Genomic DNA, 24,895 nt, shown 5'->3' with positions numbered 1-24,895 from the left:
GCGCCTACGAAGATGTCATCGCGCCGATCAGGCCGGAGACGAAGTCCTTCATCACGTCGATGAAGGCCGGGCCCAGCACGGCGAAGCCGACGACGAGCAGGGTGACCCAGGCCGTCCCGAGGACGAGGCCGGCGAGCACGAGCAGCCCGTCGCGCGTGATCAGTCCGATCGAGGCCAGCGCGATGGCGATGCCCGGCGTGGTGTTGGTCGCGGGCAGCGGCACCAGGATCGAGGCGCAGAAGAGGATGAAGATCGCGCCGACGACGCGCTCGGCGTGCGAGTTCGACAGCACTGTCAGGCGGGGCCGCGCCAGCCGCTCGACCCAGCCGAACCATTTGCGCGCGCCGGCCGCCATGCGCTCCAGCCCCGGCCGGCCGATCACCCGGTCGCGGAAGCGCCTGGGCAGCCAGGGTTCGGGCCGGCCGAGCGCCATCTGGGCGGCGAGCGCCATCATCGGCAGGGCGACGACCTGAGGCACGCCGTAGAGGAAGGGGATGCAGACCGGGATGGCGAGCGCGAACAGGACGACGCCGAACACGCGCTCGCCGAGCCCCTCGATGAAGTCCTCGAGCCTGAGCCCCTCTTCGGGCGCGGCGTCGCGCACGGCCTCGAGCGCGGCGACCAGGCCCCGGCCGGGGACGAGTTCTTCGTCGATGGGGTCTGCCGGATCGTCGTCGCGCATCGCCGGTGGGTCGCCTGTGAGCAATTGCGGCGGACGGTAGGCCGCGTCGCGCAGGGCGTCCAGCTGGCGGCGCTGCAGGTCTTTTCCCCGGCGCGGGGCCGTGAGATAGAGAGCGCCTGCCGGTTCGCGGGCGTGGCGGAATTGGTAGACGCAGGGGACTCAAAATCCCCCGGCCGCAAGGCCTTGTCGGTTCGAGTCCGACCGCCCGCACCAGCCTTCGTTCGCTGCGCAACTTCGGCTAGGCAAGCCAGGAAGTTGAATTCGAACGAAGGCTGTCTCGCCGAAGCCGTCAGGCGGAGGCGGACTGACCAATCACTGGACGCTCGCTTGCGCGAGCTTCGGCTAGGCAAGCCAACGGATAAGCTGCGAGCGAAGGCTGTCTCGCCGAAGCCGCAAGGCGAAGGCGGACCGCACGATCGACGGCGTTCGGCGAAATCGCTGCAGGCTTCCGATCTCGTGAAACGCGGCGCGAAGGCGTCCTCCTGGATCGCCCGCGCGCCGCGCTTCGTCGTCCCGATTACGGAACCGTCGGCAGCCTAGAAATGGAAGTTCACGCCGAGCTGGAACGTGTCGAGCTCCAGCGTCTGCGTGATGGTCTCCGTGTACTCGGGAGAGGTGAAGGTGCTGCCCGCCCGGTACTCGGTGTCGTAAACCATGTCCTCGTACTCGGTGCGCGCGTACTCGAGCCGGATCGACCACGCGTTCCCGAGGCGGATGGCCGCCCCGGCGCCGTAGCTGAGGCCGTGGACCCAGCCGGATTCCTCGCCCGCCTTGCTGTAGCCGCCGCTGCTGAGGACCTCCGTGGTCGCCGTCGCGTCGGCCGTCGAATAACCGAGCGTCAGATAGGCCAGCAGCGGATTGAAGTCGTAGCCGAGCGAGCCGCGAATATTGAACTGTCCTTCCGCCTCGATCGTGTTGACGGGGGCGTAGGTCGGCGACGGTCCGAAGCTCGTCGCGGTCTGCGGCAACATTCGGGCGTCGTCGACATCGAGATAGGAGTAGCCGAGCTCGGCGCCGATCACGACCTGGCTCGGATACTCATGGAGGTATCCGCCCTGGACCCCGAATCCCGTGCCCTCCGGATCGAGCGTGGTGGACATCAGGTCCTCGAAGGCGGGACGCAGCGCGCCCTCGATCGACCACTGGCCGCCGGTGACGACGTCGGCTTCCGACTCGCCGGAGCTCGTCGAGACATTGCCGCCGAGGTAAAAGCCGCTCCAGTCCTGAGCGGAAGCGGTTCCCGTAGTCAACGCGAACGCAGCTATCAGTGCAGAAGTCTTAAGCATTTGAATTCCCCAGCCATCTTGTTAAGCTACTTCGGCTTAATAAAAAATTTACCATACTCCACTTCGGGCGCCAATTTGTGTGCAATCATGAGGTCGCCCGAGCGTGCGGGCCCGGTCGCCGCGGTCTCGTCGACGCGGGCCGCCACGCCGTCAGTCCGGTGCGGCGGCCGAGCGCCGTCGGCGCTTCGCCGCGCGGCGGATCACGCCGCCGCGCCCGGGCCGCCGGCCTCCTCGGTCCAGACCTCGAAGCCGGTCAGCACGTGCGGGCCGAAGGAGTGGATCAGCGGGACATCGGCCGCATCGCGCCCGCGCGCCGCCGCGATGCGGCCGACCAGCGGCGTGTTGTGGCGGGGGTCGAAGGTGAGCCAGCCCTGGTCGAGATAGACCTCGATCCAGGCGTTCATGTCCAGCGGATCGTGGACCATCTGGCTGAAATTGCCGAGATATCCGCTGACATAGCGCGCCGGGATGTTCATGCAGCGGCACAGCGCGACGGCGAGATGGGCGTAGTCGCGGCACACGCCGACCTGCTGCTCGAAGGCGTCGCAGGCGGTGCGCGTTTCGCTGGCCTGCATGTAGTCGAATGCGAGCCGGTTGTGCGTGAACGCGCAGATCGCCTGGACGCGCGCCCAGCCCGGCTCGGTCGAGTCGAACAGGTCCCAGGCGGTCTGGCTCAGCCGGTCGGTGTCGCAATAGCGGCTGCCGAGCAGGAACGGCATGCACTCGTCCGGCAGCGCCTCGACCGGGACCTCCCGGGCTTCGGGCGCGACGGGGTCGGGCCGGCCGTCATGCGCGATCGTCCCGTCGATCGCGATCGACGTTTCGCCCGGAGGGATCACGAAACGCCGTCCGGTATTGCCGTAGCCGTCGCGATAGGTCCTGGCCGCGACGGCGGGCGAGGTTTCGAAGCGCTGCCGAGGCGGGCCGCATTGCGGCGCGTCCTCGCGTGCATCGAGAAAACAGACCATCGGCGTCGGCTCGATGCAGGAGATGGTGAATTTGCAGCCATAGCGGATCAGCATGTCGCCGGACCTTTCGGGGGCTTGGAGGAAGTCGGTCGCGCAAGCGCGCGCGTCAGCCGTCTTCAAGCAAACGCTTGAGCGCCGCAGCGTTGTTCCGTTCCTCGTCGCGCGCGGCGAAGAGCAGCGTGACCGTCCCGTCCTGGGCGAGGTCGCGCAGCTCGGCGAGCGCGCCTCTGGCCGGCTCGGATTCGAGTTCGCGCGCATAGGCCGCGACGAAGTCCTCGAAGGACATCTCGCCGGCGTGAACGCGTTTGCGCAGATCGTCGCTGGGCGCGACGTCGCGCAGCCAGTGATCGACGCCCGCCTTCGCCTTGGAGATCCCGCGCGGCCACAGCCGGTCGACGAGCACGCGGGTTCCGTCGGAGGCGTCGGCCGGGGCGTAGATGCGCTTGGTTCGGATATCGCTCATGGCTCGATCAGGCGCCCGAAGCCGGGCGCGATGCAAGCCCCGCCAGACGGGAATCTGTCGCCCGGCCCCGATTTCTGGGTTAAGCTGAACGCCATGACGGGGTTGTTCAAATTCATCGGCGACGTCCTCAAACCGATCATCACCATGCTGGTGACGGTCCTGCTCGCCGCCTTCGTGGTCGCGGTGTTCTCGCCGCGCGCCGACAACTGGCTCGAGAACACGGTGCCGGCGTGGCGCCACGCCGATCCGGCGATCGAGACGGTGCGGGGCTGGCTCGGCATCCACCAGGAGGAGGAAGACCCGCCCTGGTGGCAGTTCTGGGACTGATCAGCCGGACGCCTTGAAGGCCGGAAACAGCCGGTCGAACGCGCCGCCCGCGCCGGCGAGCCCGTCCGGCGCGCCCGTCTGCGCGACCCGTCCGTCCTCCAGCACGACCGCGGTTTCCGCGCGCCCGAGCAGCGCGGCGCGATGGGTCACGATCAGCGCCGAGCGCCGGGCGTCCTCGTCGAGCCAGGCGTCGAGCGCGTCGAGGAATTCGCCTTCCGTCTCCGTGTCGAGGCCCTCGGTCGGCTCGTCGAGCAAGAGCACCGGCGCGCCGGAGACGAAGGCGCGCGCCAACGCAATGCGGCGCGCCTGCCCGCCCGACACCAGCCCGCCCTGCTCGCCGATCCAGGTCTCGAGCCCGTCGGGCATGGCGTGGACGAAGTCGGCGGCCCGGGCGCGCTCGAGCGCGGCCCACAGCGCGTCCTCGCTCGCGTCCGCGTCGGCGAGGCGCAGATTGGCGCGCACCGTCGTCGAGAGCAGTTCGGCGCGCTGGTCGACCAGCGCGAAGCGCGTTCGGACTTCGGCCGGGGCGAGCGCTTCCAGCGACGTTCCGCCCAGCCTGATCGTTCCCGAGTCGGGCGTGTAGAAGCGCATCAGGAGGCGGATCAGCGAGGACTTGCCCGAACCCGAGGCGCCGACCAGCGCGACGCGCCCGCCCTCGGGCAGATCGAGATCGACGCCGTCGAGCGCCGGGGCGTCCGCGCCGGGATAGGTGAAGGCAAGGTTCCGCACCGCCACGTCCCAGCGGTCGGGAAGCGCGGCGGGCTCGGCCGGTTCGGCGACCGCGGGGTCGATCTCGGACAGTGCGCGCAGCCGCCGCGCCGAGGCGGTCGTCCCGGCGTAGAGTTCGGCGGCCTGGACCAGCGGCGCGGCGGCCTCGAACAGGCCGAAGGCGACGAAGCCGGCCAGCGCGGCGATGGGCGCGGTCGCGCCGCCGGCGGCGGCCAGGCCGAAGCCGGCGACGAACGCCGCCGGTCCGGCGAAGGCGAGCGCCGCGCCGTTGATCAGCGAAACCCGGGCGAGCCGGCGCTGGGCGCCGATCCAGCGCTCGGACGCGGCGTCGAGGCGGGCGGCGATGCGCGCGTCGGCGCCATAGGCCTTGAGTTCGGCGAGCCCGGCGGCGAGATCGCCGGCCTCGGCGCGGGCGTCGGAGGCGGCCTCGGTCATGTCGGTCCCTGGCCCCTGGCCGGCGCGCGCGGCGATCAGGGGCAGGCCGAGACCGGCGAGCAGGAACAGGCCGAGCACGCCGGGCAGGGCGGCGGGCGCGAACGCGAAGAGGATCGCCGCCGTCGCGAGCGCGCCGACGATCGCGGCGAAAAGCGGGGTGACGAGCCGGAGATAGAGATTGTCGAGGGCGTCGACGTCCTGGGTGACGCGCGAGAGCAGATCGCCGCCCCTGAGCCGTCCGAGCTTCGCCGGCGCCAGCGGGGCGGCGGTGCGGAACACCCAGAGCCTGAGCCGGGCGAGAATCCGGAAGGTCGCCTCGTGGGTGGCCAGCCGCTCGGCGTAGCGCCCCAGCGTGCGCGTCAGAGCGAAGCCGCGCACTCCGCCCGAGGCGAAGAGATAGTTGAACGCCGCGCCCGTCCCGGCCGCGCCCGCCAGCGCGGCGGCGGTGATGAACCAGCCCGACAGGCTCAGCAGTCCGACGCCGGCGACGAGCGTCAGCGCGGCGAGCGCCGCGCCGAGCCTCAGCCACCAGCGATCGGGGCGGGCCAGCGACAGGAAGAAGCGCAGATCCCTCACGCCGCCGCCTTTCGCGCTTCGAGATCGATGACGGCGTCGCAGACCGCGCGCACGGCCGGGCTGTGCGTGGCGATGATCACCGTGCGCCCGGAGGCGGCGCGCCTGAGCGCGTCGAGAAAGCGCGCCTCGGCCTCTCCGTCGAGATGGGCTGTGGGCTCGTCGAGCAGCAGGAGCTTCATGTCGGCGGCGAGCGCCCGGGCGAGTGCGACGCGCTGGGCCTGGCCGCCCGACAGCCCGTAGCCGCGATCGCCGACGCGTGTCTCGAGCCCGTCGGGCAGCGAGTCCGCGAAATCGGTCACGCCGGCCGCCTCGGCGGCGGCGCGGACGCGCGCGACGGGGATGTCCGGATCGAACAGGGTGATGTTGTCGGCAAGGCCGCCGTGGAAGACGCGCGGGCGCTGGGCGATCCAGGCGGCCTCGCCGATGAGCGGGGCGGCGAGGGCTTCGCCGTCGATCAGGATGCGGCCCTCACTCAAGGGCGCATAGCCCATCATGAGCTTGAGCGCGGTCGACTTGCCCGCGCCCGACGCGCCCCACAGCGCGGTGATCGCACCCGCCTCGGCGGTGAAGCTCAGCGGGGCGAGCCCGCGCCGGCCGTCGGCGTAGACCGAGCCGGCCTGCTCGAAGACGACCGCCGGCGCCGCAGTCAGTCGCGGCGGCGCGGCGGGGGTTTCGTCCACGTCTTCGAACAGCGGAGCGAGCGCCTCGGCGGCGGCCTCGGCGTCGGCGCGGTCGTGATAGGCCGCCGAGAGCCGGCGCAGAGGCATGTAGAACTCCGGCGCCAGGATCAGCACGAACACGCCGGTCCGCAGCGTCACCGTCTCTCCGGCGTTGAAAGGCAGCTCGCCGAGCAGCGAGAAGCCGACATAGACCGCCGTCGCCGCGACGGCGAGCGCGGCGAAGAATTCGAGGATTCCCGAGGACAGGAAGGCCAGCCTCAGCACCTTCATCGTGCGCCGGCGGAAATCGTCGGCCGCCGCGGCGAGGCCTTTCGCCTCGCGCTCGGCGGCGTTGAAGGCGTTGAGCGTCTCCAGCGCCTGGAGCCGGTCGTTGAAGCGGCCGGCCAGCCGGGAGAGCACCGTCAGCTGATCGCGCGAGGCCGCCGCCGCGCCGGCGCCGACGAGCGCCATGAAGAGGATCAGGAACGGCGCGGTGACGAGGAAGATCGCCGCGACGATGCGGCTGGCGGGAAAGGCCGCGGCGAGGATGACGAAGGGCGCGATCGCGACCACCGGCATCAGCGGCCGGTAGCGGCCGAAATACCCGTCGAGCTTCTCCACGGCGTCGACCAGCGCCGAGGCGGTCTCGCCGGTCTCGGCGCGCTCGGCCCAGGCCGGGCCGCGGCGGGAGAGCCCGGCGGCGGCGCGTCGACGGACGTCGGCGCGCACCCGGGCCGACGCCTCGACGCCCAGACGCGTCTCGCCGGCCTGGGCGGCCGCGCGAACGAGCGCGAAACCCGCCGCGGCGGCGAGCCAGGGGCCGACCGGTCCGCCGCCGGCGAGGTTCGCCAGCGCGTTCGCCGCCCCCCAGGCGAAGCCGATGAACAGCGCGTACTGGGCGATCCCGAGGGCGCTGGCGGCGTGGGACATGGCCGCGCCGGCGCGGCCCCATTCGGCGAGACGCCGCGCGAGCGCGCGCTTGTCGGACTGGGGTGGCGATTCAGGCGTCATCGGCTCCGGATGGCACGGCTCGGGCTTGGCGCGACTGCGACGCAGCGTCTCATGCGACAAGCTGCAGGGGCGACGGCGCCCGGTTCACGCATCATATAGTCCGGGAAACGCGCCGGAGTCAGGTTCAGGATCACGGCGCGCGAGACAATGGAGCCGGTCATGGTCGACATGTCGGTCGTCGAGCTGTCGCGCTGGCAGTTCGCGCTCACAGCGATGTACCACTTCCTGTTCGTGCCGCTGACGCTGGGGCTGTCCTTCATCCTTGCGGTGATGGAGAGCGTCTACGTCATGACGGGCCGCCAGGTCTGGAAGGACATGGTGAAGTTCTGGGGCCTGCTCTTCGGCGTCAATTTCGCCATGGGCGTGGCCACCGGCATCACCATGGAATTCGAGTTCGGCATGAACTGGGCCTACTACTCCCAGTATGTCGGCGACATCTTCGGCGCGCCGCTGGCCATCGAGGGCCTGATGGCCTTCTTCCTCGAGGCCACGCTGGTCGGCCTGTTCTTCTTCGGCTGGGACCGGATGAGCAAGCGCGCCCATCTGGCCGTGACCTGGCTGATGGCGCTCGGCGCCAACCTGTCGGCGCTGTGGATCCTGGTCGCCAACGGCTGGATGCAGAACCCGGTCGGCGCCGAGTTCAATCTCGACACGATGCGCATGGAGGTCGTCGATTTCGGCGCGGTCCTGTTCAACCCCGTCGCGCAGGCGAAATTCGTCCACACCGTCGCCGCAGGCTACGTGACGGGCTCGATCTTCGTGCTCGCGATCTCGGCTTTCTACCTGCTGGCGCGGCGCCATCGCGGCTTCGCCCGGCGCTCGATGACGGTGGCTTCGGCCTTCGGCCTGGCCGGCGCGCTGTCGGTTGTCGTGCTCGGTGACGAGAGCGGCTACGTGCTCACCGACAACCAGCGCATGAAGCTCGCCTCGCTGGAGGCCATGTGGGAGACCGAGGAGGCGCCGGCGCCGCTGACGCTCGTGGGCTTTCCCGACCGCGAGGCGCAGGAAACCCACTACGCCGTCGAGATTCCCTGGGTGCTCGGCCTGATCGCCACGCGCTCGCTCGACCAGGAGGTCGAGGGCATCCTGCCTCTGGTGGCCGTCGCCGAGGACCGCATCGAGAACGGGCTGGTCGCCTGGCGCGCCGTCGAGACGCTGCGGGAGAACCCCGACGATCTCGGCGCCCGCGAACGATTCGAGGAGCACAAGTTCGATCTCGGCTACGGCATGCTGCTCAGGCGCTATGTCGAGAGCCCCGACCAGGTCACGCCGGAGCTGATCCGCCAGGCCGCGTTCGACACGGTGCCTAATGTGGCGGTGATGTTCTGGTCCTTCCGCTTCATGGTCGGCATCGGCTTCTACTTCATCGCGCTGTTCGGCGTCGGCTTCGTGCTGTCGACCATGCGCCGCCACGAGACGCGCTGGTATCTCAAGCTCGCCCTGGTCTCGCTGCCGCTGCCGTGGATCGCCGCGGAGGCGGGCTGGCTGCTCGCCGAGTACGGCCGCCAGCCCTGGATCATCGAGGGCGTGCTGCCGACCTTCCTCGGCGTCTCCAGCCTCGCCGCCGGCCAGGTCTGGCTGACCATCGTCGGCTTCACCCTGCTCTACGGCGTGCTCGCCGTGGTCGAGGTGATGCTGATGATCCACCTGATCCGGCGCGGACCCTATCCGGGCGGAGAGGCGCGAGCCCGCGCGGGCGTGCAGACAGAGCCGACCGGACCGCGTCCGGTTCCGGCGGAATAGGGAGGACCCCGTCATGGAGATCCCGGTTTCCTACGAAATCCTGCGGCTCGTCTGGTGGGGGCTGCTGGGCGTGCTGCTGATCGGCTTCGCGCTGACCGACGGGTTCGATTTCGGCGTCGCCGGCCTGCTGCCCGTCGTGTCCCGGACGAACACCGAGCGGATGATCGCCATCAACTCGATCGCGCCGGTCTGGGAAGGCAACCAGGTCTGGTTCATCCTCGGCGGCGGGGCGATCTTCGCGGCCTGGCCGCTGGTCTACGCGGTCTCGTTCTCAGCCTTCTATCTCGCCATGTTCGTGGTGCTGGCCGCGCTGATCATACGGCCGGTCGCGTTCAAGTTCCGCAATGACCGCGCCGATCCGCGCTGGCGGCGGCTGTGGGACTGGGGCCTGTTCGTCGGCGGCGTGGTCCCGCCGCTCATCTTCGGCGTCGCCGTCGGCAACGTGCTGCAGGGCGTGCCCTTCCGGTTCGACGACGAGCTGCGCGCCTTCTGGGAGGGCGGCTTCTTCGGCCTGCTCAATCCGTTCGCGCTGCTGTGCGGCCTCCTGTCGGTGTCGATGATCTTCCTGCACGGGGCGGTGTGGCTGTCGCTGAAGACCGAGCACGGCCCGGTCCGAGACCGGGCGCGCGCGCTGGCGCCGCTGTTCGGCGGGCTGTCGATCGCCCTGTTCGCGATCGGCGGGCTCTGGATGGCGTTCGGCGACGCCGGCTACGTCCAGGTCGCCGCCGTCGACCCGAACGGGCCGTCCAATCCGCTGCTGACGCAGACCGCCGCGGAGGGCGGCGCCTGGATGCGCAACTACGCCGCCCATCCCTGGACGCTGATCGCGCCCGTGCTCGGCTTCGGCGGCGCCGCGCTCGCCATCGCCGGGGTGCGGATGGACTCCGAGACGATCGCCTTCGCCGGCTCGAACCTGTCGGTGTTCGGGATCATCTCGACGGTGGGCGTGTCGATGTTCCCCTTCATCCTGCCGTCGAACATCGATCCGAATTCGAGCCTGACGGTCTGGAACGCCTCGTCCAGCCATCTCACCCTGTTCGTGATGCTCATCGTCACGGTGGTGCTGCTGCCGATCGTGCTCGCCTACACCGCCTGGGCGTTCCGGATCATGTGGGGCCGCGTCACCACCGAAGAGGTGACCGCGGGCGATCATTACTGAAGGAGACGCGCAATGTGGTATTTCACCTGGGTGCTCGGGCTCGGCCTGGCGTGCGCGTTCGCGATCCTGAACGCGATGTGGCACGAGATGCACGTCGCCGACGAGGGCGATGACGGCAGCTCCGAGGAAGCCGCCCGCTAAGCGGCGCTTTCCCCGTCCGAACGCGTCTCGCGTCCGGCGATGGCGCCCGTCTCGCGGATCCGACGGGCGCGTTCGAGCAGGCCTTCGGCGGTGATGGCGTCATAGTCGACGCATCGCGGTTCGCACTCGGGCAGCGTGATCGGGTTCATCATCGCGACCGACCAGTCCGGGAAGACCCGTGAATCGACTTCGCCGAAGAAGGCGATGACGAGATCGCGGTGACGCGTGTCGGAGCCGATGCGCGCGAAGGTCTCCGACAGGCGGTCCCGCGGCCCTTCCATCACCTGAATGAAGCGCTGGCCGTCGACGGCGAGCACGCCGGAGATGCCGGCGGCGGGATTGTTGCGCAATCCCGCCGCCATGATCTCCGCAAGCGCCTGCTCGAGCGCGAGCGAATCCGTCTCGAACCGGGGCGCGCTGTGATAGATCATCCGCGTGAGAAACATGACGGGCCTCCCGGCCTCAGGCCGCGCGGACCGACTTGAGGAACTCGCCGACGCGGGTTTCGAGATCCGACGTGCGGTCGCGCACCTCGGTGGACACGCGCCCGACCTCGCCGGCGACGTCGCCGGTTTCGCGCGCCTTCTTCTCCATCGCGCTCGCGGCTTCGGCGGAGTTCTGGTTGCCCGCCGCGGCCTCTTCGGAATTGCGCGCGATCTCCTGGGTGGCGACGGACTGCTCCTCGACGGCGGCGTTGATCGCGACGGCGGCCTCGCTGATCGTGTTGATCGTGCCGCGGATCGCCTCGACGGCGTCGACGGCCTCCTTGGTCGCGCCCTGCATGGCGCTGATCTGGCCGCCGATCTCCTCGGTCGCCTTGGCGGTCTGGTTGGCCAGCGTCTTCACCTCCTGGGCGACGACGGCGAAGCCCTTGCCGGCCTCGCCGGCGCGCGCCGACTCGATGGTCGCGTTGAGCGCCAGCAGATTGGTCTGCTCGGCGATGTCCTGGATCAGGCTGATGACGCCGCCGATCTGCTTGGCCGCCTCGTCGAGGGCGCCGATCTTCTCCGACGCGTCCGCGGCGCGCTCGACCGCCGCCTTGGCGGTGTCGCTCTGGGAGGCCGCCTGCGAGGCGATCTCCTGGGAGGCCGAGCCCATCTGGCTTGACGCGCTGGCGACCGACTTGACGTTGGCGGTGGCCTCCTCGGCCCCGGCCGCGGCGTTGGCGGCCTGGGCGATCGTGTCCTCGACGGCGGCGGTCATGCTCTGCGCGGACCGGTCGAGGGACTCGCTGGCCTCGCCCAGCGCCTTGACGACTTCCCCGACGCCGGATTCCAGCGTGTCGGCGAGCTCCTGGCGGGTGCGCGACGCCTCGGCCTCGCTCTCTTCCAGATAGATCGAGATCGCGAGCTCCATGTCGAGGAAGATCGCGCGCACGAGCGCGTCGATGACGTCGTCGGCCTTGCCCTGCGGATTGTTGAACCGACCGCCCTTCAGCGCGTCATTGACGGCCGTCTTGATGATGTCCGCCGCGATATGGGCGTAGCCGGCGACGTAGTAGCGCGGCTCCAGTCCGAGCTTGGCGTGGACGACGCCGATCTTCCGGACCGAGTTGAAGTACGTCTCGTCGAACTTGCCGGTGAGGATCGTTTCCCAGTGCGTGACCTGCCGGGATTTCGCGGACTCGATATGGCTGTCGTCGTTGAAGAATTTCCGCACTTCCGGCGTTCGCCGCACGATCGCGTAGAAGCGGTCGAGGATGGCTGCGAGTTCGGCGGACACGACCGGTTTGGCGTTGACGAGCGAACCACGGACTCGCTCGTCGACCCCGAGGAACGAGAGACGCTCGTTCATCGCGACATCAGACATTGTTTGGTCTCCCCAGACCTGATTTCAGACCGGGGGACCGTCGCGGCGTTCATGGTAAACGAGTGTTAATTCCGCCCGGCGCAGTTGGTTATTAAATATTTATATTCGGGAGGTTGCGCCGAGCCCTTCCTCGAAGGGGCGCTCGTCGTTGGCGGGAGAGACGATCAGGATGGTGTCGCCGTGCTCGGCGATCCACGCGTCGTGCTCGGATTTCGACATCGGGACATTGTGATTGTGCACGTACCATTCGCCCGAATCGTCGCGGATCGGGACGTTGGTGCCCAGCCAGTACGCCGAGCCGTCTCGGCCGTCGCTTCTCCAGGTCGTGCGCACGCAGTCGACCTCGCCGGAGAACAGGCCAACCTCCCGGAGGCGTTCGAGCGCCCGATCGGAGGTTCCGATCTCGGGGCCGACGACGTCGCCGGGCTGATAGTATGCGAACGGCGCGCCGAGCTGGCGGAAGCCCTGGCTGATCTCGACGATCTGGATCTCGGAATCGCTTGCCTTGAGCAGGGCGACGAATCCGGGACAGTAGCGAACCGTCGCGCAGCAATGCTCGAAGTGGGGCCGGTGCTCGGGCGTCGAGAGCAGCGCCACGATTCGGTCCCGCATCTGCTGCGACGGCTTGGCGCGGCCCGCCTCCAGCCGCGAGATGTAGGCCTGACTGACCATGAGGTGGCCGGCCACCACTTCCTGCTTCATTCCGGTGCGTCGCCGGAAGGCGCGAAGTCTCTCCCCCCAATCCATGAATAACCCTTATTCCAGTAATGGATTTGGGATGCAACGTATGGGGCTGCGATCCGAAGGGCGGGTCATAAAGTTATTTCAGGAGCCCGGACGCGGACCGCGCACTGGCGGGGGCGCCGGCGCGCGGCCGACGACCGCGGGGGATCTAATCCGACGCCGCGCGTTCGGGAAACTTGTGGACGCGGATATTGTCCGGGGCCGACTGCGACCAGGCTTCGAACTCGCGCTCGGTGATCTCGCGAGGCGTGGCGTGGACGTACCAGCCGCCGACATCGTCGCGCACCGGCACGCAGACCGCCGAGAAGAAACGGCGGCGGCCCTCCCAGTCGACCGTGAACGCCAGCTCCATGCAGGCGGTGCGGCCATCGAGGAGGCCGGAATCCAGAACCATCTTGACGTCGTGCTCGGCGTCCATGCCGACGGCTTCGTCCAGCCGCGTGCCCGGCTCGAGGCGGTCGAAGGGCGGTCCGAGCTCCTGCAGGCCGCGCGAGACGGCCTGGAGCCTCAGCTCGCCGTCCTGATGGCGCAGCAGCGCGATCGGATGCGGCGAATGCACGACGGTCATCACCCAGAGATCGAATCGCGGGCGGTGCTCCGGCGTGGTCAGCAATTGCATGATGCGATCGGCCACCTCGGCGGACGGCTGGGTGATCCCCGCCTCGACCCGCGAGATATAGGCCTGACTGACGCCGAGCTTCGACGCCGCGACCTCCTGCTTCATCTTGGCGCGCGCTCTGAACGCGCGGAGCGTGCCGCTCCAGTCCATGCTTCGTCCCCGGTCTCGGGCGCCGCCGCCTGTCGGGGTCGCCGGCGCGAATGTCCCACACGAAGTTCCCCGCCGTCGGCGCGACGCCGGAAAGCGGGGAAATCTTCGATCACCAGAGCAGAAGTAGGCCGGCGCCGGCATGCGACCAGTCACCACGTCAGCTTGACGCACATGACGGGCTTCGTACCTTCCGCGACGGCAAGGGCGCGTCGCGCCGCAGGAGTTGATGATGGGTGTGTTCAAGGCGGTCCGGCGCGAGTGGTTCTATGTCACCGAGCTCTTGCGCCTGCTGGGAAAGCTCAAGGACATCACGCCCGATTCCGAGCGGCTGACCCCCGACCATCTCGAGGAGAGCGTCGACGCCCATGCGTCGCGCCCGGCCTTCATCACCGACGACGGCGAGATCAGCTACGCCGCCTTCGACGCCTACGCCAACCGGGTGGCGAACTGGGCCGTCGCGCAGGGGATCGAGCCCGGCGACACCGTCGCCCTCTACATGGGCAATCGCTGGGAATACATCGCCATCTGGTACGGCCTGTCCAAGGTCGGCGTGATCGCCGCGCTGCTGAACAACCAGGTCACCGGCAAGGCGCTCGCCCACGGCCTCGACATCGCCGAGGCGCGGCACGCGATCGTCGAGGGCGCGCTCGCCGAGGCCTACGCCAGCGCCGCGCCCTGCATGGAGACGCAGCTCACCGCCTGGGTCGCGGACGGCGAAACGGGCGGCCTCGCCGACGGGAAGGATTTCGACGCCGGGCTCGCCGCCGTCTCCGACGCCCGTCCGGACCGCGCGCGGCGGGCCCATCTGCGCGCCGAGGACCCCTGCCTGAAGATGTACACCTCGGGCACGACCGGCCTGCCCAAGGCCGCGATCGTCGCCCACACCCGCGCGCTCTACTATCTCCGCGTCTTCGCGGTTTCGGCCCACGCGACGGCCGACGACCGGATGATGATGGTGCTGCCGCTCTATCACGCCACCGGCGGGCTGTGCGGCGTGGGATGCGCGCTTTCGCAGGGCGGGGCGCTGATCGTGCGGCGGCGCTTCTCCGCGTCGCGCTTCTGGGCCGAGGCGGTCGCACACGGCGCGACCATGTTCATGTATGTCGGCGAGCTGTGCCGCTTTCTCGTGGCCGCCGAGCCGACGCCCGAGGAGAAGAACCACAAGATCCGCGTCGCCATCGGCAACGGGCTGAGGCCGGACGTCTGGCCGCGCTTCGTCGAGCGCACCGGCATTTCGCGGATCATGGAGTTCTACGGCGCGACGGAAGGCAATGTCGGCCTGATCAATCTGGATTCGAAGCCCGGCGCGATCGGCCGCGTGCCCCCGTATCTCGCCTGGCGTTTCAACATCAAGCTCGTGCGCTTCGACATCGAGGCCGAGTCGCCGGTGCGCGACGAGACCGGCCGGTGCATCGAGTGCGGGCCCGACGAGATCGGCGAGGCGATCGGCGAGATCCGCCCCGATGACGCGCGCTACCGCTTCGACGGCTACGAGGACCGGGAAGCCACCGAGAAGAAGCTGCTGCGCGACGTATTCGAGGAAGGCGACCTGTATTTCCGCACCGGCGACCTGATGAAGCGCGACGCGCTCGGCTACTACTATTTCGTCGACCGGATCGGCGACACCTTCCGCTGGAAGTCGGAGAACGTCTCCACCGCCGAGGTCGCCGAGGTCTTGGGCATGGTCCCCGGCGTCGTCCAGGCCAATGTCTACGGCGTCGAGGTGGCCGACTATTCCGGCAAGGCCGGCATGGCCGCGCTCATCGTCAATGACGATTTCGACCTGTCGGCGCTCCACGCCCATGTCCACGCCGAGCTGCCTCACTACGCCCGCCCGCTCTTCATCCGCATCCACCAGGAGACGCCCGAGGAGCACACGACCGGCACCTTCAAGCTCAAGAAGACCGACCTCGTCCGCGAGGGCTGGGAGCCCTCCGCGGCGTCCGAGCCGATCTGGTTCGACGATCCCGACGCAGGGAGCTATGTCGAGCTGGACGAGGCGCTCAAGGCGCGCATCCAGGAAGGCGCGAAGCGCGTATGAGCCCGGCGCCGGACGACATCCTCGCCTTCTGGTTCGAACGCGCCGGCCCGGCGCGCTGGTTCGCCGTCGACGCGGCCTTCGACGCGGAGGTGCGCCGGCGCTACGCCGCCGCCCTGTTCGAGTTCGAACGGACCGGCTCGGTCGAGGACTGCGCCTGGCTCGACGATCCCGACGACGCGCTCGCGCTCGTCCTCGGGCTCGACCAGTTCCCGCGCAATGTCTGGCGGGGAACGGCGAAGGCCTTCGCCTTCGACAGCGACGCGCTCGCCGCCGCGCACATCGCGCTCGCTAAGGGCTATGACCGGGCGGTCCCGGTCGAGCGGCGGGCTTTCTTCTACATGCCCTTCATGCACTCGGAATCGCTGGCCGATCAGGATTTCTGCGTGACCCTGTGCGAGGAGCGGCTCGATCCGGCGGGATCGACGGCCCGTCACGCCCGCGCCCATCGCGATCTGATCGTGCGCTTCGGCCGCTTCCCGCACCGCAACGCCGCGCTCGACCGCGAGTCGACTCCCGAGGAGCGGGCCTTCCTCGAGGGCGGCGGCTACCAGCCCGGCGCGAAACGCCCGGCAAAATGATCCGGACCGGCAGTTTGTGAATCCCGAATTCACGATGGCGGGCGCTCAAGTTACTGAATTATAAGGACGCGAGAGCGGCCTGCGCCTTGCTCGGGGCTCCGCGACCGTTCGATCACCGGAGCCTTCCATGACCGCCGCGCCCGCCTCCCGCATCACCCCGGATGACATCCGCCATATCGCCTGGACGCTGGTCGACCGCCACGGCGCGCGGGCGCTGGGCTACGCCGACCTCGCCGTCGAGGAGCTGGAAGAGCAGGGCGAGCGGTTCCGCGCCGACGCGTGGAAGGCGCTGCGCTCCGAGATCGCCGATGCGCTGGACGGCCGGATCGAACGCGGCGCGGCGATCCGCCTGAACTAGACGCGCGCGGTCATGGTTTCTTCGCTTGCCGCGCGGGCGCGGCTCGGGCGAATTTCACGCCTGTCATGGGTGAAGATCAGTCCGCCATAAACAAGCTCCTGACCGACATGGGGCTCGACGGCGTGTTCGGCGCGGCGAAGACCGCGCCGGGCATGCGCGACGTGCTGGCCAAGGCTGCGCCGTTCATGGACGTCGAGCCGCCCGCGGTCGAGACCGTCGAGGACATCCACATCGCCGGCGGCGCCGGGCCGCGCGCCGCGCGCGTCTACGTGCCCTGGGACGCCGAGGAGAACGGCGCCGGGCTCGTCTTTTTTCACGGCGGCGGTTTCATGGTCGGCTCGATCGAGACCCACCATCCGCTGTGCCAGAGGCTCGCCGCCGTATCGGGCGTGCGCGTCGTCTCGGTGGATTACCGCCTGGCGCCGGAGCATCGCTTTCCCGCCGCCGTCGACGACGCGCTGGCGGCCTGGGACACGGTGAAGGCCGGCCGGCTCGAGGGCTACGGCTTCAATCCCGACCGGCTCGCCGTCGGCGGCGATTCGGCGGGCGGAAATCTCGCCGCGGTGATCACCCAGGCCCGGCGGAGCGAGGCGGCTTTCCAGCTCCTGCTCTACCCGCTGCTGCAGCTCGTCGAGATCCGGAAGAAGAAGATGCGCTGGCAGGAAGGCCCGCTCTTGTCGACGGAGATGCTCGCCCAGATCCGCGAGGCCTATCTTCCCGAACCCGGTCTGGCCTCCGACCCGCGGGTCTCGCCGCTGCTCGCCTCCGACCTCCACGGACTGCCGCCGGCCTTCATGGTGTCGGCCGAACTCGATCCGCTCCTGGCCGAGGGCAAGGCCTACGCCGACAAGCTCGCCGCCTTCGGCGTGCCGGTGCGGCGCATCGAGGTCGCGGGCGTGCCGCACGGCTTTCTCAACATGTCGAAGCTGGTCAAGCAGTGCGTCCCGACGATCGGCGAGGCGGGCCGGGCGCTGGCCAAGGCGCTCGGCGAGCGATGAGGCGCCGCCTTGCGCGGACGGCTCTCGGTGTCTAGCTCCTCACCATGACGTTCTCGTCCGCATACCGGCCCGAGCCGGCCTTCGCCGCGCTGGGTCCGGACTACGGCGACAGGGTCGATCCGGCCGATTTCCCTGAGGCGGAGCCGCGCTTCTGGAACGATCGCTGGGCCGCCGAGGTGGGGCTCGACGCGCTCAAGCCCGCCGAGCGCGAAGCCCATTTCCACCGCTTCGAGCCGCTGCCCCACAACCAGGCCGAGCCGCTGGCGCTGCGCTATCACGGCCACCAGTTCCGCACCTACAACCCCCAGATCGGCGACGGTCGCGGATTCCTGTTCGCCCAGCTCAGGGACTCCGCGGGCCGGCTGCTCGACCTGGGCACCAAGGGTTCGGGCCAGACGCCGTATTCGCGCACCGGCGACGGGCGGCTCACGCTCAAGGGCGCGGTGCGCGAGATCCTCGCCGCCGAAATGCTTGAGGCGCTGGGCGTCTACACGTCCAAGATCCTTTCCGTCTACGAGACCGGGGAAGCGCTGTATCGCGGCGACGAGCCCTCGCCGACGCGCTCGGCGGTGCTCACCCGGCTCCAGCACTCCCACGTGCGGCTCGGCATGTTCCAGCGCCACGCCTATTTCGATCGGCCTGACTTGGTCGAACAGCTGATGGACTATTCGCTGGAGCGCCTCCTGCCCGAGGTCGAGGCCGCGCCCGAGGGGCCTCGACGCGCGGCGGACTTCCTGCGCGCGGTGGGACAACGCTCGGCGCGGCTGGCGGCGCAGTGGATGGCGGCGGGCTTCGTCCACGGGGTTCTGAACACCGACAACCTGCTGGTCACCGGCGAGAGCTTCGATTACGGCCCGTGGCGCTTCCTGCCGCATTTCGAGCCCGGCTTCACCGCGGCCTATTTCGACGAGACCGGGCTCTACGCCTACGCGCGCCAGCCCGAGAGCGTGTTCTGGGCGCTGCAGCAGCTCGCCGGCGCGCTCGCGCCCATCGGCGAGCGCGACTCGCTGATCGAGGCGCTGTCGGCCTATCCCGAGTTCTACAAGGCCGAGGTCCCGAAGGCCTTCCTGCGCCGGCTCGGGATCGCGGGGCTGGGCGAGGAGGACGACGCCGCCTTCGTCACGACGCTCCTGGATTTCATGAAGGAGTCGGAGATCGCCTGGGAGGGCGTGTTCTTCGACTGGTTCTGCGGGCGCGCCTCGCAGGGCCGGGCGCTCAAGAGCCCGCGCGCCGACGCCTACGAGACCGAGGCGTTCAAGCCGGTCCGCGAAGGCCTCGAGGCGCGCGCGCCGGTGCGGCCCGAGCGGCTCGAACATCCCCGCTTCGGCCTGGCCGAGCCCGCGCACATGACGATCGAGGTCGTCGAAGGCCTGTGGGCGCCGGTCGCGGAGGCCGACGACTGGTCGGTGTACGATGAGGTGCTGGCCGACATCGCCGAGATGCGGCGCGCCTACGATCTCGGCCGGGACCGCGTCGGCTTCCTGGAGGGGTGAGGTGAGCGAACTCGATTTCCTGCGCGCCCCGACGCTCGACGCCGACGGGATCGTCCACGCCTTCACCACGCGCACGGGCGGCGTGAGCGCGGGCCCCTATGAGAGCCTCAATCTCACCTGGTCGCGCGGCGACGCCAAGGAGGCGGTCGCCGAAAACCGCCGCCGCGTGACCGAGGCGCTGGGGCTCGATCGGCTCGTGTTCGCCAACCAGGTGCATGGCCGCAACGTGCTCAAGGTCGACGCCGCGCCGCGCACGGCCTGGTCGGCGGGCGAGGGAGACGCGCTCATCACCGACCGCCCCGGGCTCGGCCTGTGCGCCCAGACCGCCGACTGCGTGCCGGTGCTGCTGTTCGATCCCGAGCGCCCCGCCGTGGCGGCCGTCCATGCCGGCTGGCGCGGGATCGTCGCGGAGATCATTCCCGCCGCGATCTCCGCGATGGGCGAGGCCTACGGGACGGCTCCTGCAAGGTTGCGCGCCGCGATCGGCCCGGCGATCTCGAAAGAGAATTATCGCGTCGGCCCGGAGGTGCTGGAACAGTTCGAGGCCGTGTTCGGCGATCTCGACGACGCGCTCGTCGGCCCGCGCGACGGCCAGGGCGGCGCCGGGCTCGATGTCGGCGAGGCGGCGCGCCGTCAGCTCGTCGCCGCGGGGATTCCGGAAGCCGCCGTCTCGCGCCTTCCCGGCTGCACCTTCGCCGACGAGGCCCGCTTCTTCTCCTCGCGCCGCGCCGCCCGCGACGGCCACGCCGGAAAGTTCGGCGGCCAGTGCGGCCTCATCGGGCTGAGGGGGTGATCAACCTATTCGCGCTCGGCCCTTGGACTTGATCCAAGGGCCCAGGCTGGAGAGCGCGGCGCCTGAGACTGGGTCCTTGGGTCAAGCCCAAGGACCGAGACGATTGGGGGCGCATTCGCCGAAATCCAGCTTCAGCGGGAAACCCGGAAATCAACGCCCTCCCTCCCCCTCCGTGGGGAGGGTGGACGGACCGAAGGTCCGGCCGGGCGGGGGGCGAGCAGCTCGTGAACCCCCGGCCGACCGGAGGGAGGGCCGGGGCCTCCCGGCGGCCAGTCGCGAAGAGGTCGCGGATCGCGCCTTTGGCGCGTCCGGGACTTCAATCACCCCATCCCGCTCGCTGCGCTCGCGACCCTCCCTATCAAGCGGAGGGCGTGCGTCCTCCCATCCTTCGAGGCCCGATCCCCTCACCCTGAGGTGCGAGCGCAGCGAGCCTCGAAGGGGCAGGGGATCGGGCGCCTCAGGATGAGGACGTCGCGCGGTAGGAGGGAGGGGCGCTCCAACCCAGGATCGGCCCTTCCGCGCGTCTCGCCGCGCCAACCCGGCCGGAGCGCCTCCGATCGCGTTTCCACAGCGAAAGCTGGGGCCCAGAGAGGACGCGCCGCACCCTTCGATCTCTGGATCCTGACATTCGTCAGGAAAACGATGTCCGTCGATCGGGTTCCCCTACATCGGCCTTCCCATTTTCTCCAACAGCATGCGGCGGAGCTTGCGCATCCCGCCGACCCAGCGGTCGCGGTCGGCGCCCTTCATGGCGACGTATTCGGGCGTGTTCTCGTGGGTCATGATGAGGAAGCGCTCGTCTTCGAACGCTTTCATCACGGCGGCGGCGACGTCCTCGGGCTCCTTGTAGCCGCCGAGCCCCTGTGCGCCGCCCTCGATGCCCTCGACCAGCGGCGTGCGCACGCCCTCCGGACACAGCACATGGACCTTGAGCCCGTCATCGCCGTGGGTGATGGCGAGGCTCTCGGCGAAGGAGACCGCCGCGGCCTTGGTCGCCGAGTAGGCCGCGTCCCCGATCTGGGCGAGCAGGCCCGCCGCCGAGGCCGTGATCAGGAAGCGGCCGCCGCGTTCGGCCATAGGCTTCGCCAGGTGCCGGGCGGCGTAGACGCTCGCCATGACATTGACGGACCAGCACTTCTCCCAACTGGCGTTGGCCGCGTCGCCGGCGCCCCAGCCTGGTCCGTCGGTGACGCCGAGCCCGGCGTTGGACACATAGACGTCGATCGGGCCCAGCGCGCGCTCGACGCGGTTGATGAAGCGCACGAGGTCGTCCTCGTCGCCGACATCGACGCGCCCGCCGAACCCGCCGCAGGCCTCGCCGACGGCGGCGGCCTGCTCGGCGTTGAGGTCGGCGACGGCGACTTTCGCGCCCGCTTCATGCAGGGCTCTCGCGATCGCCGCGCCGATGCCGCTGGCGCCGCCGGTGACGACGGCGGTCTTGCCTGAAAGATCCATGTCTGCTCCGTCATGATTCCGGCGCCCGAACCCGGGAGCCTATCGCTTCGGCGTCCGGCCGCAAGATTGCACCCGGACGTGGAACCCGCGGCGGCGCGCATTCGTAGAGGTTTAATAAAGCGATGAATCAGCGGCCCATGCTGCTTTCGTGGCGGTTGTAAACGGCTATCAATGCCGCTCCTCGCGTAATGAGTAAATTCTGTTCACCAATTCCAGGCTCCCGTTGTCTCTCCCGAACTGGTCAGATCAGCTGAGGCAATTACGCCGCCGGCTCGGCGTCACCCAGGAGGCGCTGGCCGCCGAGCTTGGCGTGAGCCAGGCTCTCGTATCCCGTTGGGAAAACGGCGAAATCCGGCCGAGTCGCAGCAACCGGCGCCGCCTTGAGGCCCTGCTCGCCAATCCGCGCCACGTCGCGCCGTTCGAGCGCGTGCGCGTTCTCGTCGAGCACAGCCCGTACGTCGTCGCATTGCTCGCCGAGGCCGACCAGGACCTGGCGGTGCTCGCCATGAGCGAGCGGTTCCGCAAGGCCGATGACGGCGCGGAGCCGTTGCAGCCGGGCGACCGGCTGGGTCGGCGTCTCGGCGGGGATTGCCCGGAGCGCGCCCGGCGGCTTTCCCGCCTGGGCCTGTTCAGCGGCGAGGTGCTCAGCGTCGACGCGATCTGGGCGGTCGAGGCGAACGGGCGTCGCGCCTTCTGGTTCTCCAACATGGTGCCGTTGCAGACCGAGCAGCGCGACTGGGCGGTCCACGCCGCGTTCCGGCGGATCGAGGAGGCGGAGTATCGCCGTCTCGACGGTGAATATGACGGCGGCGCCGAGGTGCGGCTCGAGGCGCCTCGCCTGCACATCGACGGGTAGGCCCGGGGAGTTCGCGCCCGACGCCATTCACCGCGCCTCGACGTCGGTTCGCCGCACCGCGGTGGAGTCGGTGGCGCAGGGCGGCACAATGCGGCCTGCTGTTGTCTCCCCGCTAAGCGAGACAGTCCAGCGATCATCTAGGCGGCGGCGCGTTTGCGGATTCAAGCGTCGCCGCCTTTCCTTGTCGGCCGGGGCGCGGCCGATCAGCTCACCGGCCTGGCCATGAACTCACGGACGCGCGGCTCGTAGGCGCGGCCGATGCGAATCTCGACGCCCGTATCGAGCCTGAGATACTTGCCGCCCGTCGAGGCGCCGCCGGCGAAGGCGACCCGGCGCGCATTGACGATGGCGGATCGGTGGACGCGCACGAACAAACGCGGATCGAGCGCCTTCTCCATCGCCGCCATCGTCGCGCGCATCAGCCAGGATCGCTCGCCTATGTGCAGTCGAACATAGTCGCCTTCCGCCTCCACCCAGTCGATGCGGCTCTTTTCAATGCGCACCTGGCCTTTGCGCTCCCGGATCCAGAGATCGCCGCCCTCCTGGCTTTCGTCGCCGCGCAGCGTGCGGACCAGCGCCTCGAGTTCGTCGGCGCGCGCTTCGGCGTCGCGCGTCGCCAGTTGGGCGCGGGCGCGTCCAAGCGCGGCGTCGAGCCGTTCCATCTCGACCGGCTTGAGCAGATAGTCGACCGCCGCGGCTTCGAAGGCGCGCACCGCGTAGGTGTCGTAGGCGGTCACGAAGATCACCTCCGGCGAGGCCTCGCGGCGGATGAGTTCGGCCACCTCGAAGCCGTCGAGTCCGGGCATCTGAATATCCAGCAGCACGATGTCGGGTTTGAGCTCCCGAACCGATCGCACGGCCTGCTGACCGTCGCGCGCCGCGCCGACGAGCTCTACGTAGGGCCGCCGGGAGAGCAATATCTCGAGGCGCCTCAAGGCCAGCGGTTCGTCATCTACAACCAGTACGCCCATCATGTCAGGACTCCATCGTCGCGCTGCGGCCAATCTCGGCGCCGCCATCGACCCCCGTGTCCGATCCGGTCTCATCCACCTTCAGCGGCATAATGATCCGCGCCGCGAAGCCGCCCTCGGGGCGAGGGCCTGCGACCAGCTCGGCGTCATCACCGTAGAGAGCGTTCAGCCGCGCCCGGATATTGCTCAGACCGACTCCGGCGCTGCTCACCGTCGCGCCGCCCGCTATCGCACCGCTCGCCGTCGTCGCGCCCTCGTCGGTCACCTCGAGGCGCAGGCGGGCGTCCCCCTCCCGCTGCGCGCGGATCTCGATGCGTACGGGCTCGCTCGATCGCGCCACCGCGTACTTGACGGCGTTTTCCGTCAAAGGCTGCAGGATCAGCGTCGGAACCATTGCGTCGGCGACCTCGTCATCGACCTCGATGGAGACCACGAGCCGGTCGCCGAAGCGCGATTTTTCAATTTCCAGATATAGCTCTTGCGCGGCGATCTCGCGCTCGAGCGGGCATTGGTCCCGCGGCGTCGCATCGAGCGTGAATCGCAGGAAGCGCGAAAGCCGCGAGAGCATGGACTCCGCCTCCTCCGCGCGGCCGTCGAGCACCAGAGTCGAGACGGCGTTGAGCGTGTTGAAGAGGAAATGCGGATTGAGCTGGAAGCGGAGCATCTTGAGCTGAGCTTCCTGCGCCAACACGATCGACTTATAAAGCTGACGCTCCTGCTCGCGCAGGCGTCGCGCCGAGTCGAGGGCGAGATAGAATCCAGACCAACCGACGAACACCGGAAAGTTGAGGAACATCCAGCGCGGAAACGCCGCCATCAGGAAGCGCGCGCCTGTGTCGAGCGCCTCACCCTCGGGGCTGAACCGCGGAACGGGCAGGACGACGAAAAAGGCCGCCCAGATGGCGACGGCATAGATCGCGGTCATCATGATCGCCGCGGCGAGCGCCAGCGCGGCGCGCTGATAGAGCGGCCACAGGCGGCTCGGCCGCAGCGCCAGGAAGTGCGTCAGCGAGGAAGCGACCAGCCCGGCGCCCTCGGCGAGGCCGATTCGCCAAGCGTTGATTGCGTCGTCGCCCTGGTTGACCAGGTTGGCGGTGGAGAAAATGAACATTCCCGACCAGAACGCCGCCTGAAACGTCCAGAACCAGCGCGCGTCGAGGCCCGCGTAGGCGGCCGGCGCGCCGAGCACCGAGCGTCTGAGCGCTTGCAGCCTGCTGGCCTCTTCGCTGCGGCGCGAGTCTGGCGCCTCGCGTTGATCGAGGAGCAGGAACAACCCGGCGTGCACCGCAAACACCCAGTAGTGCACGGCCATCAAACGCAGCACGCGCGCTGCGGCGACGGCCTGGTCCTCGACTGCTGCGAGGTAGGGTGCGATCAGCGCGGCGCTGAGGGCGCTGTAGATCGTCACCGCCACCAGGCAGAGCGCGGCGGCGAGGACGAGACGCGCTGCGAGATCCCAGCGCCGAGTCTCGCGCAGGCTCAGCGCTACGCCGAGCGAGAGGGCCGCGCCGACAGCGTCGCCGGCGAGCGGCCGCCAGGCCAGGCTTGGGCGCTCGACGATTTCCGGCCAAGCGTAGGCGATCGAGAGCAGGGCGAATCCGCCCCAGAAGACGGCGGTCAGAATCAGGATCGGGCGAAAGCCTAGTGCTTCCGACGGCGTTGAGCGGAAACCAGCCCGCGCGCTCTGTAGTGCGGATTGCAGCATCGCCGTGCAGTCTATCCCGCCCGATCCGGATCGCCGAACGCGCCCGGCGTCGTTCATCTCGTTCATCGCGCCATTCGTCTCATTTGCTCGCCTGTTTCGTCGCGCTGCGCGCGGTTCGTCGCACGACGCGCCGCCCTCGCCGCTTA

Annotated in this window: 24 protein-coding genes and 1 tRNA gene; 12 read left to right on the top strand and 13 right to left on the bottom strand. The window is 69.4% G+C overall.

Features of this window, described 5'->3' with window-relative positions:
- Nucleotides 1-4: 4 nt before the first annotated feature.
- Nucleotides 5-682: an exopolysaccharide biosynthesis protein gene (locus DDZ18_RS11790; protein ID WP_109253586.1), complete on the bottom strand. Its 678-nt coding sequence runs from the start codon at nucleotides 680-682 to the stop codon at nucleotides 5-7.
- 126 nt (nucleotides 683-808) lie between these two features.
- Here DDZ18_RS11790 and DDZ18_RS11785 point away from each other — a divergent pair.
- Nucleotides 809-895, top strand: a tRNA-Leu gene (locus DDZ18_RS11785).
- A 323-nt stretch (nucleotides 896-1,218) separates the two neighbouring features.
- Here DDZ18_RS11785 and DDZ18_RS11780 read toward each other — a convergent pair.
- The 3 genes from DDZ18_RS11780 to DDZ18_RS11770 form a co-directional block, all read right to left on the bottom strand.
- The gene (locus DDZ18_RS11780; protein WP_109253585.1) at nucleotides 1,219-1,968 is read right to left on the bottom strand and encodes an outer membrane protein; all 750 of its coding nucleotides are present in this window, start codon (nucleotides 1,966-1,968) and stop codon (nucleotides 1,219-1,221) included.
- Nucleotides 1,969-2,168: 200 nt separating this feature from the next.
- A complete protein-coding gene (locus tag DDZ18_RS11775) occupies nucleotides 2,169-2,990 on the bottom strand; it encodes a transglutaminase-like domain-containing protein (protein ID WP_109253584.1) in 822 nt (273 codons plus the stop codon).
- 52 nt (nucleotides 2,991-3,042) lie between these two features.
- Complete coding sequence (locus DDZ18_RS11770) at nucleotides 3,043-3,399, bottom strand: DUF488 domain-containing protein (protein ID WP_109253583.1); 357 nt, start codon at nucleotides 3,397-3,399, stop codon at nucleotides 3,043-3,045.
- A 93-nt stretch (nucleotides 3,400-3,492) separates the two neighbouring features.
- Between DDZ18_RS11770 and DDZ18_RS11765 the strand changes: the two genes are divergently transcribed.
- Nucleotides 3,493-3,726: a hypothetical protein gene (locus DDZ18_RS11765; protein WP_146190669.1), complete on the top strand. Its 234-nt coding sequence runs from the start codon at nucleotides 3,493-3,495 to the stop codon at nucleotides 3,724-3,726.
- On the opposite strand, the gene cydC is transcribed toward DDZ18_RS11765, so the two are convergent.
- Both cydC and cydD read right to left on the bottom strand, forming a co-directional pair.
- On the bottom strand, nucleotides 3,727-5,466 hold the full coding sequence (gene cydC, locus DDZ18_RS11760) for a thiol reductant ABC exporter subunit CydC (protein ID WP_109253581.1): 1,740 nt from the start codon (nucleotides 5,464-5,466) through the stop codon (nucleotides 3,727-3,729).
- On the bottom strand, nucleotides 5,463-7,136 hold the full coding sequence (cydD, locus tag DDZ18_RS11755; protein ID WP_109253580.1) for a thiol reductant ABC exporter subunit CydD: 1,674 nt from the start codon (nucleotides 7,134-7,136) through the stop codon (nucleotides 5,463-5,465). The genes cydC and cydD overlap by 4 nt, the downstream gene beginning before the upstream one ends.
- A gap of 159 nt (nucleotides 7,137-7,295) precedes the next feature.
- Between cydD and DDZ18_RS11750 the strand changes: the two genes are divergently transcribed.
- From DDZ18_RS11750 to cydX, 3 genes are read left to right on the top strand one after another with little or no spacing between them, the layout of a single operon-like run.
- Nucleotides 7,296-8,879 carry a cytochrome ubiquinol oxidase subunit I gene (locus DDZ18_RS11750; protein ID WP_109253613.1) on the top strand — a complete coding sequence of 528 codons (1,584 nt, stop codon included), beginning with the start codon at nucleotides 7,296-7,298 and terminating at the stop codon, nucleotides 8,877-8,879.
- A gap of 13 nt (nucleotides 8,880-8,892) precedes the next feature.
- Nucleotides 8,893-10,038, top strand: coding sequence for a cytochrome d ubiquinol oxidase subunit II (gene cydB / locus DDZ18_RS11745; protein ID WP_109253579.1), 1,146 nt, complete (start codon nucleotides 8,893-8,895; stop codon nucleotides 10,036-10,038).
- 12 nt (nucleotides 10,039-10,050) lie between these two features.
- Nucleotides 10,051-10,179, top strand: a complete 129-nt coding sequence (cydX, locus tag DDZ18_RS11740; protein ID WP_109253578.1) for a cytochrome bd-I oxidase subunit CydX — start codon at nucleotides 10,051-10,053, stop codon at nucleotides 10,177-10,179.
- Here cydX and DDZ18_RS11735 read toward each other — a convergent pair.
- From DDZ18_RS11735 to DDZ18_RS11720, 4 genes are all read right to left on the bottom strand, one after another.
- Nucleotides 10,176-10,625, bottom strand: a complete 450-nt coding sequence (locus DDZ18_RS11735) for a BLUF domain-containing protein (protein WP_109253577.1) — start codon at nucleotides 10,623-10,625, stop codon at nucleotides 10,176-10,178. The two genes, cydX and DDZ18_RS11735, sit on opposite strands and share 4 nt — an antisense overlap.
- Before the next feature lie 16 nt (nucleotides 10,626-10,641).
- A complete protein-coding gene (locus DDZ18_RS11730) occupies nucleotides 10,642-11,988 on the bottom strand; it encodes a globin-coupled sensor protein (protein WP_109253576.1) in 1,347 nt (448 codons plus the stop codon).
- A 99-nt stretch (nucleotides 11,989-12,087) separates the two neighbouring features.
- Nucleotides 12,088-12,735, bottom strand: a complete 648-nt coding sequence (locus DDZ18_RS11725) for a helix-turn-helix domain-containing protein (protein WP_109253575.1) — start codon at nucleotides 12,733-12,735, stop codon at nucleotides 12,088-12,090.
- A gap of 145 nt (nucleotides 12,736-12,880) precedes the next feature.
- The gene (locus tag DDZ18_RS11720; RefSeq protein WP_269845077.1) at nucleotides 12,881-13,501 is read right to left on the bottom strand and encodes a helix-turn-helix domain-containing protein; all 621 of its coding nucleotides are present in this window, start codon (nucleotides 13,499-13,501) and stop codon (nucleotides 12,881-12,883) included.
- A gap of 229 nt (nucleotides 13,502-13,730) precedes the next feature.
- Between DDZ18_RS11720 and DDZ18_RS11715 the strand changes: the two genes are divergently transcribed.
- From DDZ18_RS11715 to pgeF, 6 genes are all read left to right on the top strand, one after another.
- Nucleotides 13,731-15,542: a long-chain-acyl-CoA synthetase gene (locus DDZ18_RS11715; protein WP_109253573.1), complete on the top strand. Its 1,812-nt coding sequence runs from the start codon at nucleotides 13,731-13,733 to the stop codon at nucleotides 15,540-15,542.
- The gene (locus tag DDZ18_RS11710) at nucleotides 15,539-16,120 is read left to right on the top strand and encodes a DUF924 family protein (RefSeq protein WP_109253572.1); all 582 of its coding nucleotides are present in this window, start codon (nucleotides 15,539-15,541) and stop codon (nucleotides 16,118-16,120) included. The genes DDZ18_RS11715 and DDZ18_RS11710 overlap by 4 nt, the downstream gene beginning before the upstream one ends.
- A gap of 127 nt (nucleotides 16,121-16,247) precedes the next feature.
- Complete coding sequence (locus tag DDZ18_RS11705; RefSeq protein ID WP_109253571.1) at nucleotides 16,248-16,478, top strand: hypothetical protein; 231 nt, start codon at nucleotides 16,248-16,250, stop codon at nucleotides 16,476-16,478.
- Between the two features lie 65 nt (nucleotides 16,479-16,543).
- Nucleotides 16,544-17,476: an alpha/beta hydrolase gene (locus DDZ18_RS11700; RefSeq protein ID WP_233245823.1), complete on the top strand. Its 933-nt coding sequence runs from the start codon at nucleotides 16,544-16,546 to the stop codon at nucleotides 17,474-17,476.
- Nucleotides 17,477-17,520: 44 nt separating this feature from the next.
- Nucleotides 17,521-18,969 (top strand): protein adenylyltransferase SelO family protein, encoded by a 1,449-nt coding sequence (locus DDZ18_RS11695; protein WP_109253570.1) that lies wholly within the window; start codon nucleotides 17,521-17,523, stop codon nucleotides 18,967-18,969.
- A 1-nt stretch (nucleotide 18,970) separates the two neighbouring features.
- The gene (gene pgeF, locus DDZ18_RS11690) at nucleotides 18,971-19,762 is read left to right on the top strand and encodes a peptidoglycan editing factor PgeF (RefSeq protein ID WP_233245822.1); all 792 of its coding nucleotides are present in this window, start codon (nucleotides 18,971-18,973) and stop codon (nucleotides 19,760-19,762) included.
- Between the two features lie 663 nt (nucleotides 19,763-20,425).
- On the opposite strand, the gene DDZ18_RS11685 is transcribed toward pgeF, so the two are convergent.
- Nucleotides 20,426-21,217: an SDR family NAD(P)-dependent oxidoreductase gene (locus DDZ18_RS11685; protein WP_109253568.1), complete on the bottom strand. Its 792-nt coding sequence runs from the start codon at nucleotides 21,215-21,217 to the stop codon at nucleotides 20,426-20,428.
- Nucleotides 21,218-21,440: 223 nt separating this feature from the next.
- Between DDZ18_RS11685 and DDZ18_RS11680 the strand changes: the two genes are divergently transcribed.
- Nucleotides 21,441-22,073, top strand: a complete 633-nt coding sequence (locus DDZ18_RS11680) for a helix-turn-helix domain-containing protein (RefSeq protein ID WP_158272150.1) — start codon at nucleotides 21,441-21,443, stop codon at nucleotides 22,071-22,073.
- A gap of 203 nt (nucleotides 22,074-22,276) precedes the next feature.
- Here the strand turns inward: DDZ18_RS11680 and DDZ18_RS11675 are convergent, their stop codons facing one another.
- Both DDZ18_RS11675 and DDZ18_RS11670 read right to left on the bottom strand, forming a co-directional pair.
- The gene (locus DDZ18_RS11675) at nucleotides 22,277-23,047 is read right to left on the bottom strand and encodes a LytR/AlgR family response regulator transcription factor (protein ID WP_158272149.1); all 771 of its coding nucleotides are present in this window, start codon (nucleotides 23,045-23,047) and stop codon (nucleotides 22,277-22,279) included.
- A 1-nt stretch (nucleotide 23,048) separates the two neighbouring features.
- Nucleotides 23,049-24,815: a sensor histidine kinase gene (locus tag DDZ18_RS11670; RefSeq protein ID WP_109253565.1), complete on the bottom strand. Its 1,767-nt coding sequence runs from the start codon at nucleotides 24,813-24,815 to the stop codon at nucleotides 23,049-23,051.
- Nucleotides 24,816-24,895: the final 80 nt, after the last annotated feature.

Source organism: Marinicauda salina (assembly GCF_003122085.1).
GTDB classification, from domain to species: Bacteria; Pseudomonadota; Alphaproteobacteria; order Caulobacterales; family Maricaulaceae; genus Maricicauda_A; species Maricicauda_A salina.
The sequence above is the reverse complement of the archived record's forward strand: the minus strand, read 5'-3'. Positions and strand labels throughout refer to the sequence as shown.

Coding starts and splice junctions, on each gene's coding strand:
- DDZ18_RS11790 (WP_109253586.1), bottom strand. CDS start 682: ATGCGCGACGACGATCCGGCAGACCCCATCGACGAAGAACTCGTCCCC.
- DDZ18_RS11780 (WP_109253585.1), bottom strand. CDS start 1,968: ATGCTTAAGACTTCTGCACTGATAGCTGCGTTCGCGTTGACTACGGGA.
- DDZ18_RS11775 (WP_109253584.1), bottom strand. CDS start 2,990: ATGCTGATCCGCTATGGCTGCAAATTCACCATCTCCTGCATCGAGCCG.
- DDZ18_RS11770 (WP_109253583.1), bottom strand. CDS start 3,399: ATGAGCGATATCCGAACCAAGCGCATCTACGCCCCGGCCGACGCCTCC.
- DDZ18_RS11765 (WP_146190669.1), top strand. CDS start 3,493: ATGACGGGGTTGTTCAAATTCATCGGCGACGTCCTCAAACCGATCATC.
- cydD (WP_109253580.1), bottom strand. CDS start 7,136: ATGACGCCTGAATCGCCACCCCAGTCCGACAAGCGCGCGCTCGCGCGG.
- DDZ18_RS11750 (WP_109253613.1), top strand. CDS start 7,296: ATGGTCGACATGTCGGTCGTCGAGCTGTCGCGCTGGCAGTTCGCGCTC.
- cydB (WP_109253579.1), top strand. CDS start 8,893: ATGGAGATCCCGGTTTCCTACGAAATCCTGCGGCTCGTCTGGTGGGGG.
- cydX (WP_109253578.1), top strand. CDS start 10,051: ATGTGGTATTTCACCTGGGTGCTCGGGCTCGGCCTGGCGTGCGCGTTC.
- DDZ18_RS11735 (WP_109253577.1), bottom strand. CDS start 10,625: ATGTTTCTCACGCGGATGATCTATCACAGCGCGCCCCGGTTCGAGACG.
- DDZ18_RS11730 (WP_109253576.1), bottom strand. CDS start 11,988: ATGTCTGATGTCGCGATGAACGAGCGTCTCTCGTTCCTCGGGGTCGAC.
- DDZ18_RS11725 (WP_109253575.1), bottom strand. CDS start 12,735: ATGGATTGGGGGGAGAGACTTCGCGCCTTCCGGCGACGCACCGGAATG.
- DDZ18_RS11720 (WP_269845077.1), bottom strand. CDS start 13,501: ATGGACTGGAGCGGCACGCTCCGCGCGTTCAGAGCGCGCGCCAAGATG.
- DDZ18_RS11715 (WP_109253573.1), top strand. CDS start 13,731: ATGGGTGTGTTCAAGGCGGTCCGGCGCGAGTGGTTCTATGTCACCGAG.
- DDZ18_RS11710 (WP_109253572.1), top strand. CDS start 15,539: ATGAGCCCGGCGCCGGACGACATCCTCGCCTTCTGGTTCGAACGCGCC.
- DDZ18_RS11705 (WP_109253571.1), top strand. CDS start 16,248: ATGACCGCCGCGCCCGCCTCCCGCATCACCCCGGATGACATCCGCCAT.
- DDZ18_RS11700 (WP_233245823.1), top strand. CDS start 16,544: ATGGGTGAAGATCAGTCCGCCATAAACAAGCTCCTGACCGACATGGGG.
- DDZ18_RS11695 (WP_109253570.1), top strand. CDS start 17,521: ATGACGTTCTCGTCCGCATACCGGCCCGAGCCGGCCTTCGCCGCGCTG.
- DDZ18_RS11685 (WP_109253568.1), bottom strand. CDS start 21,217: ATGGATCTTTCAGGCAAGACCGCCGTCGTCACCGGCGGCGCCAGCGGC.
- DDZ18_RS11675 (WP_158272149.1), bottom strand. CDS start 23,047: ATGATGGGCGTACTGGTTGTAGATGACGAACCGCTGGCCTTGAGGCGC.
- DDZ18_RS11670 (WP_109253565.1), bottom strand. CDS start 24,815: ATGAACGAGATGAACGACGCCGGGCGCGTTCGGCGATCCGGATCGGGC.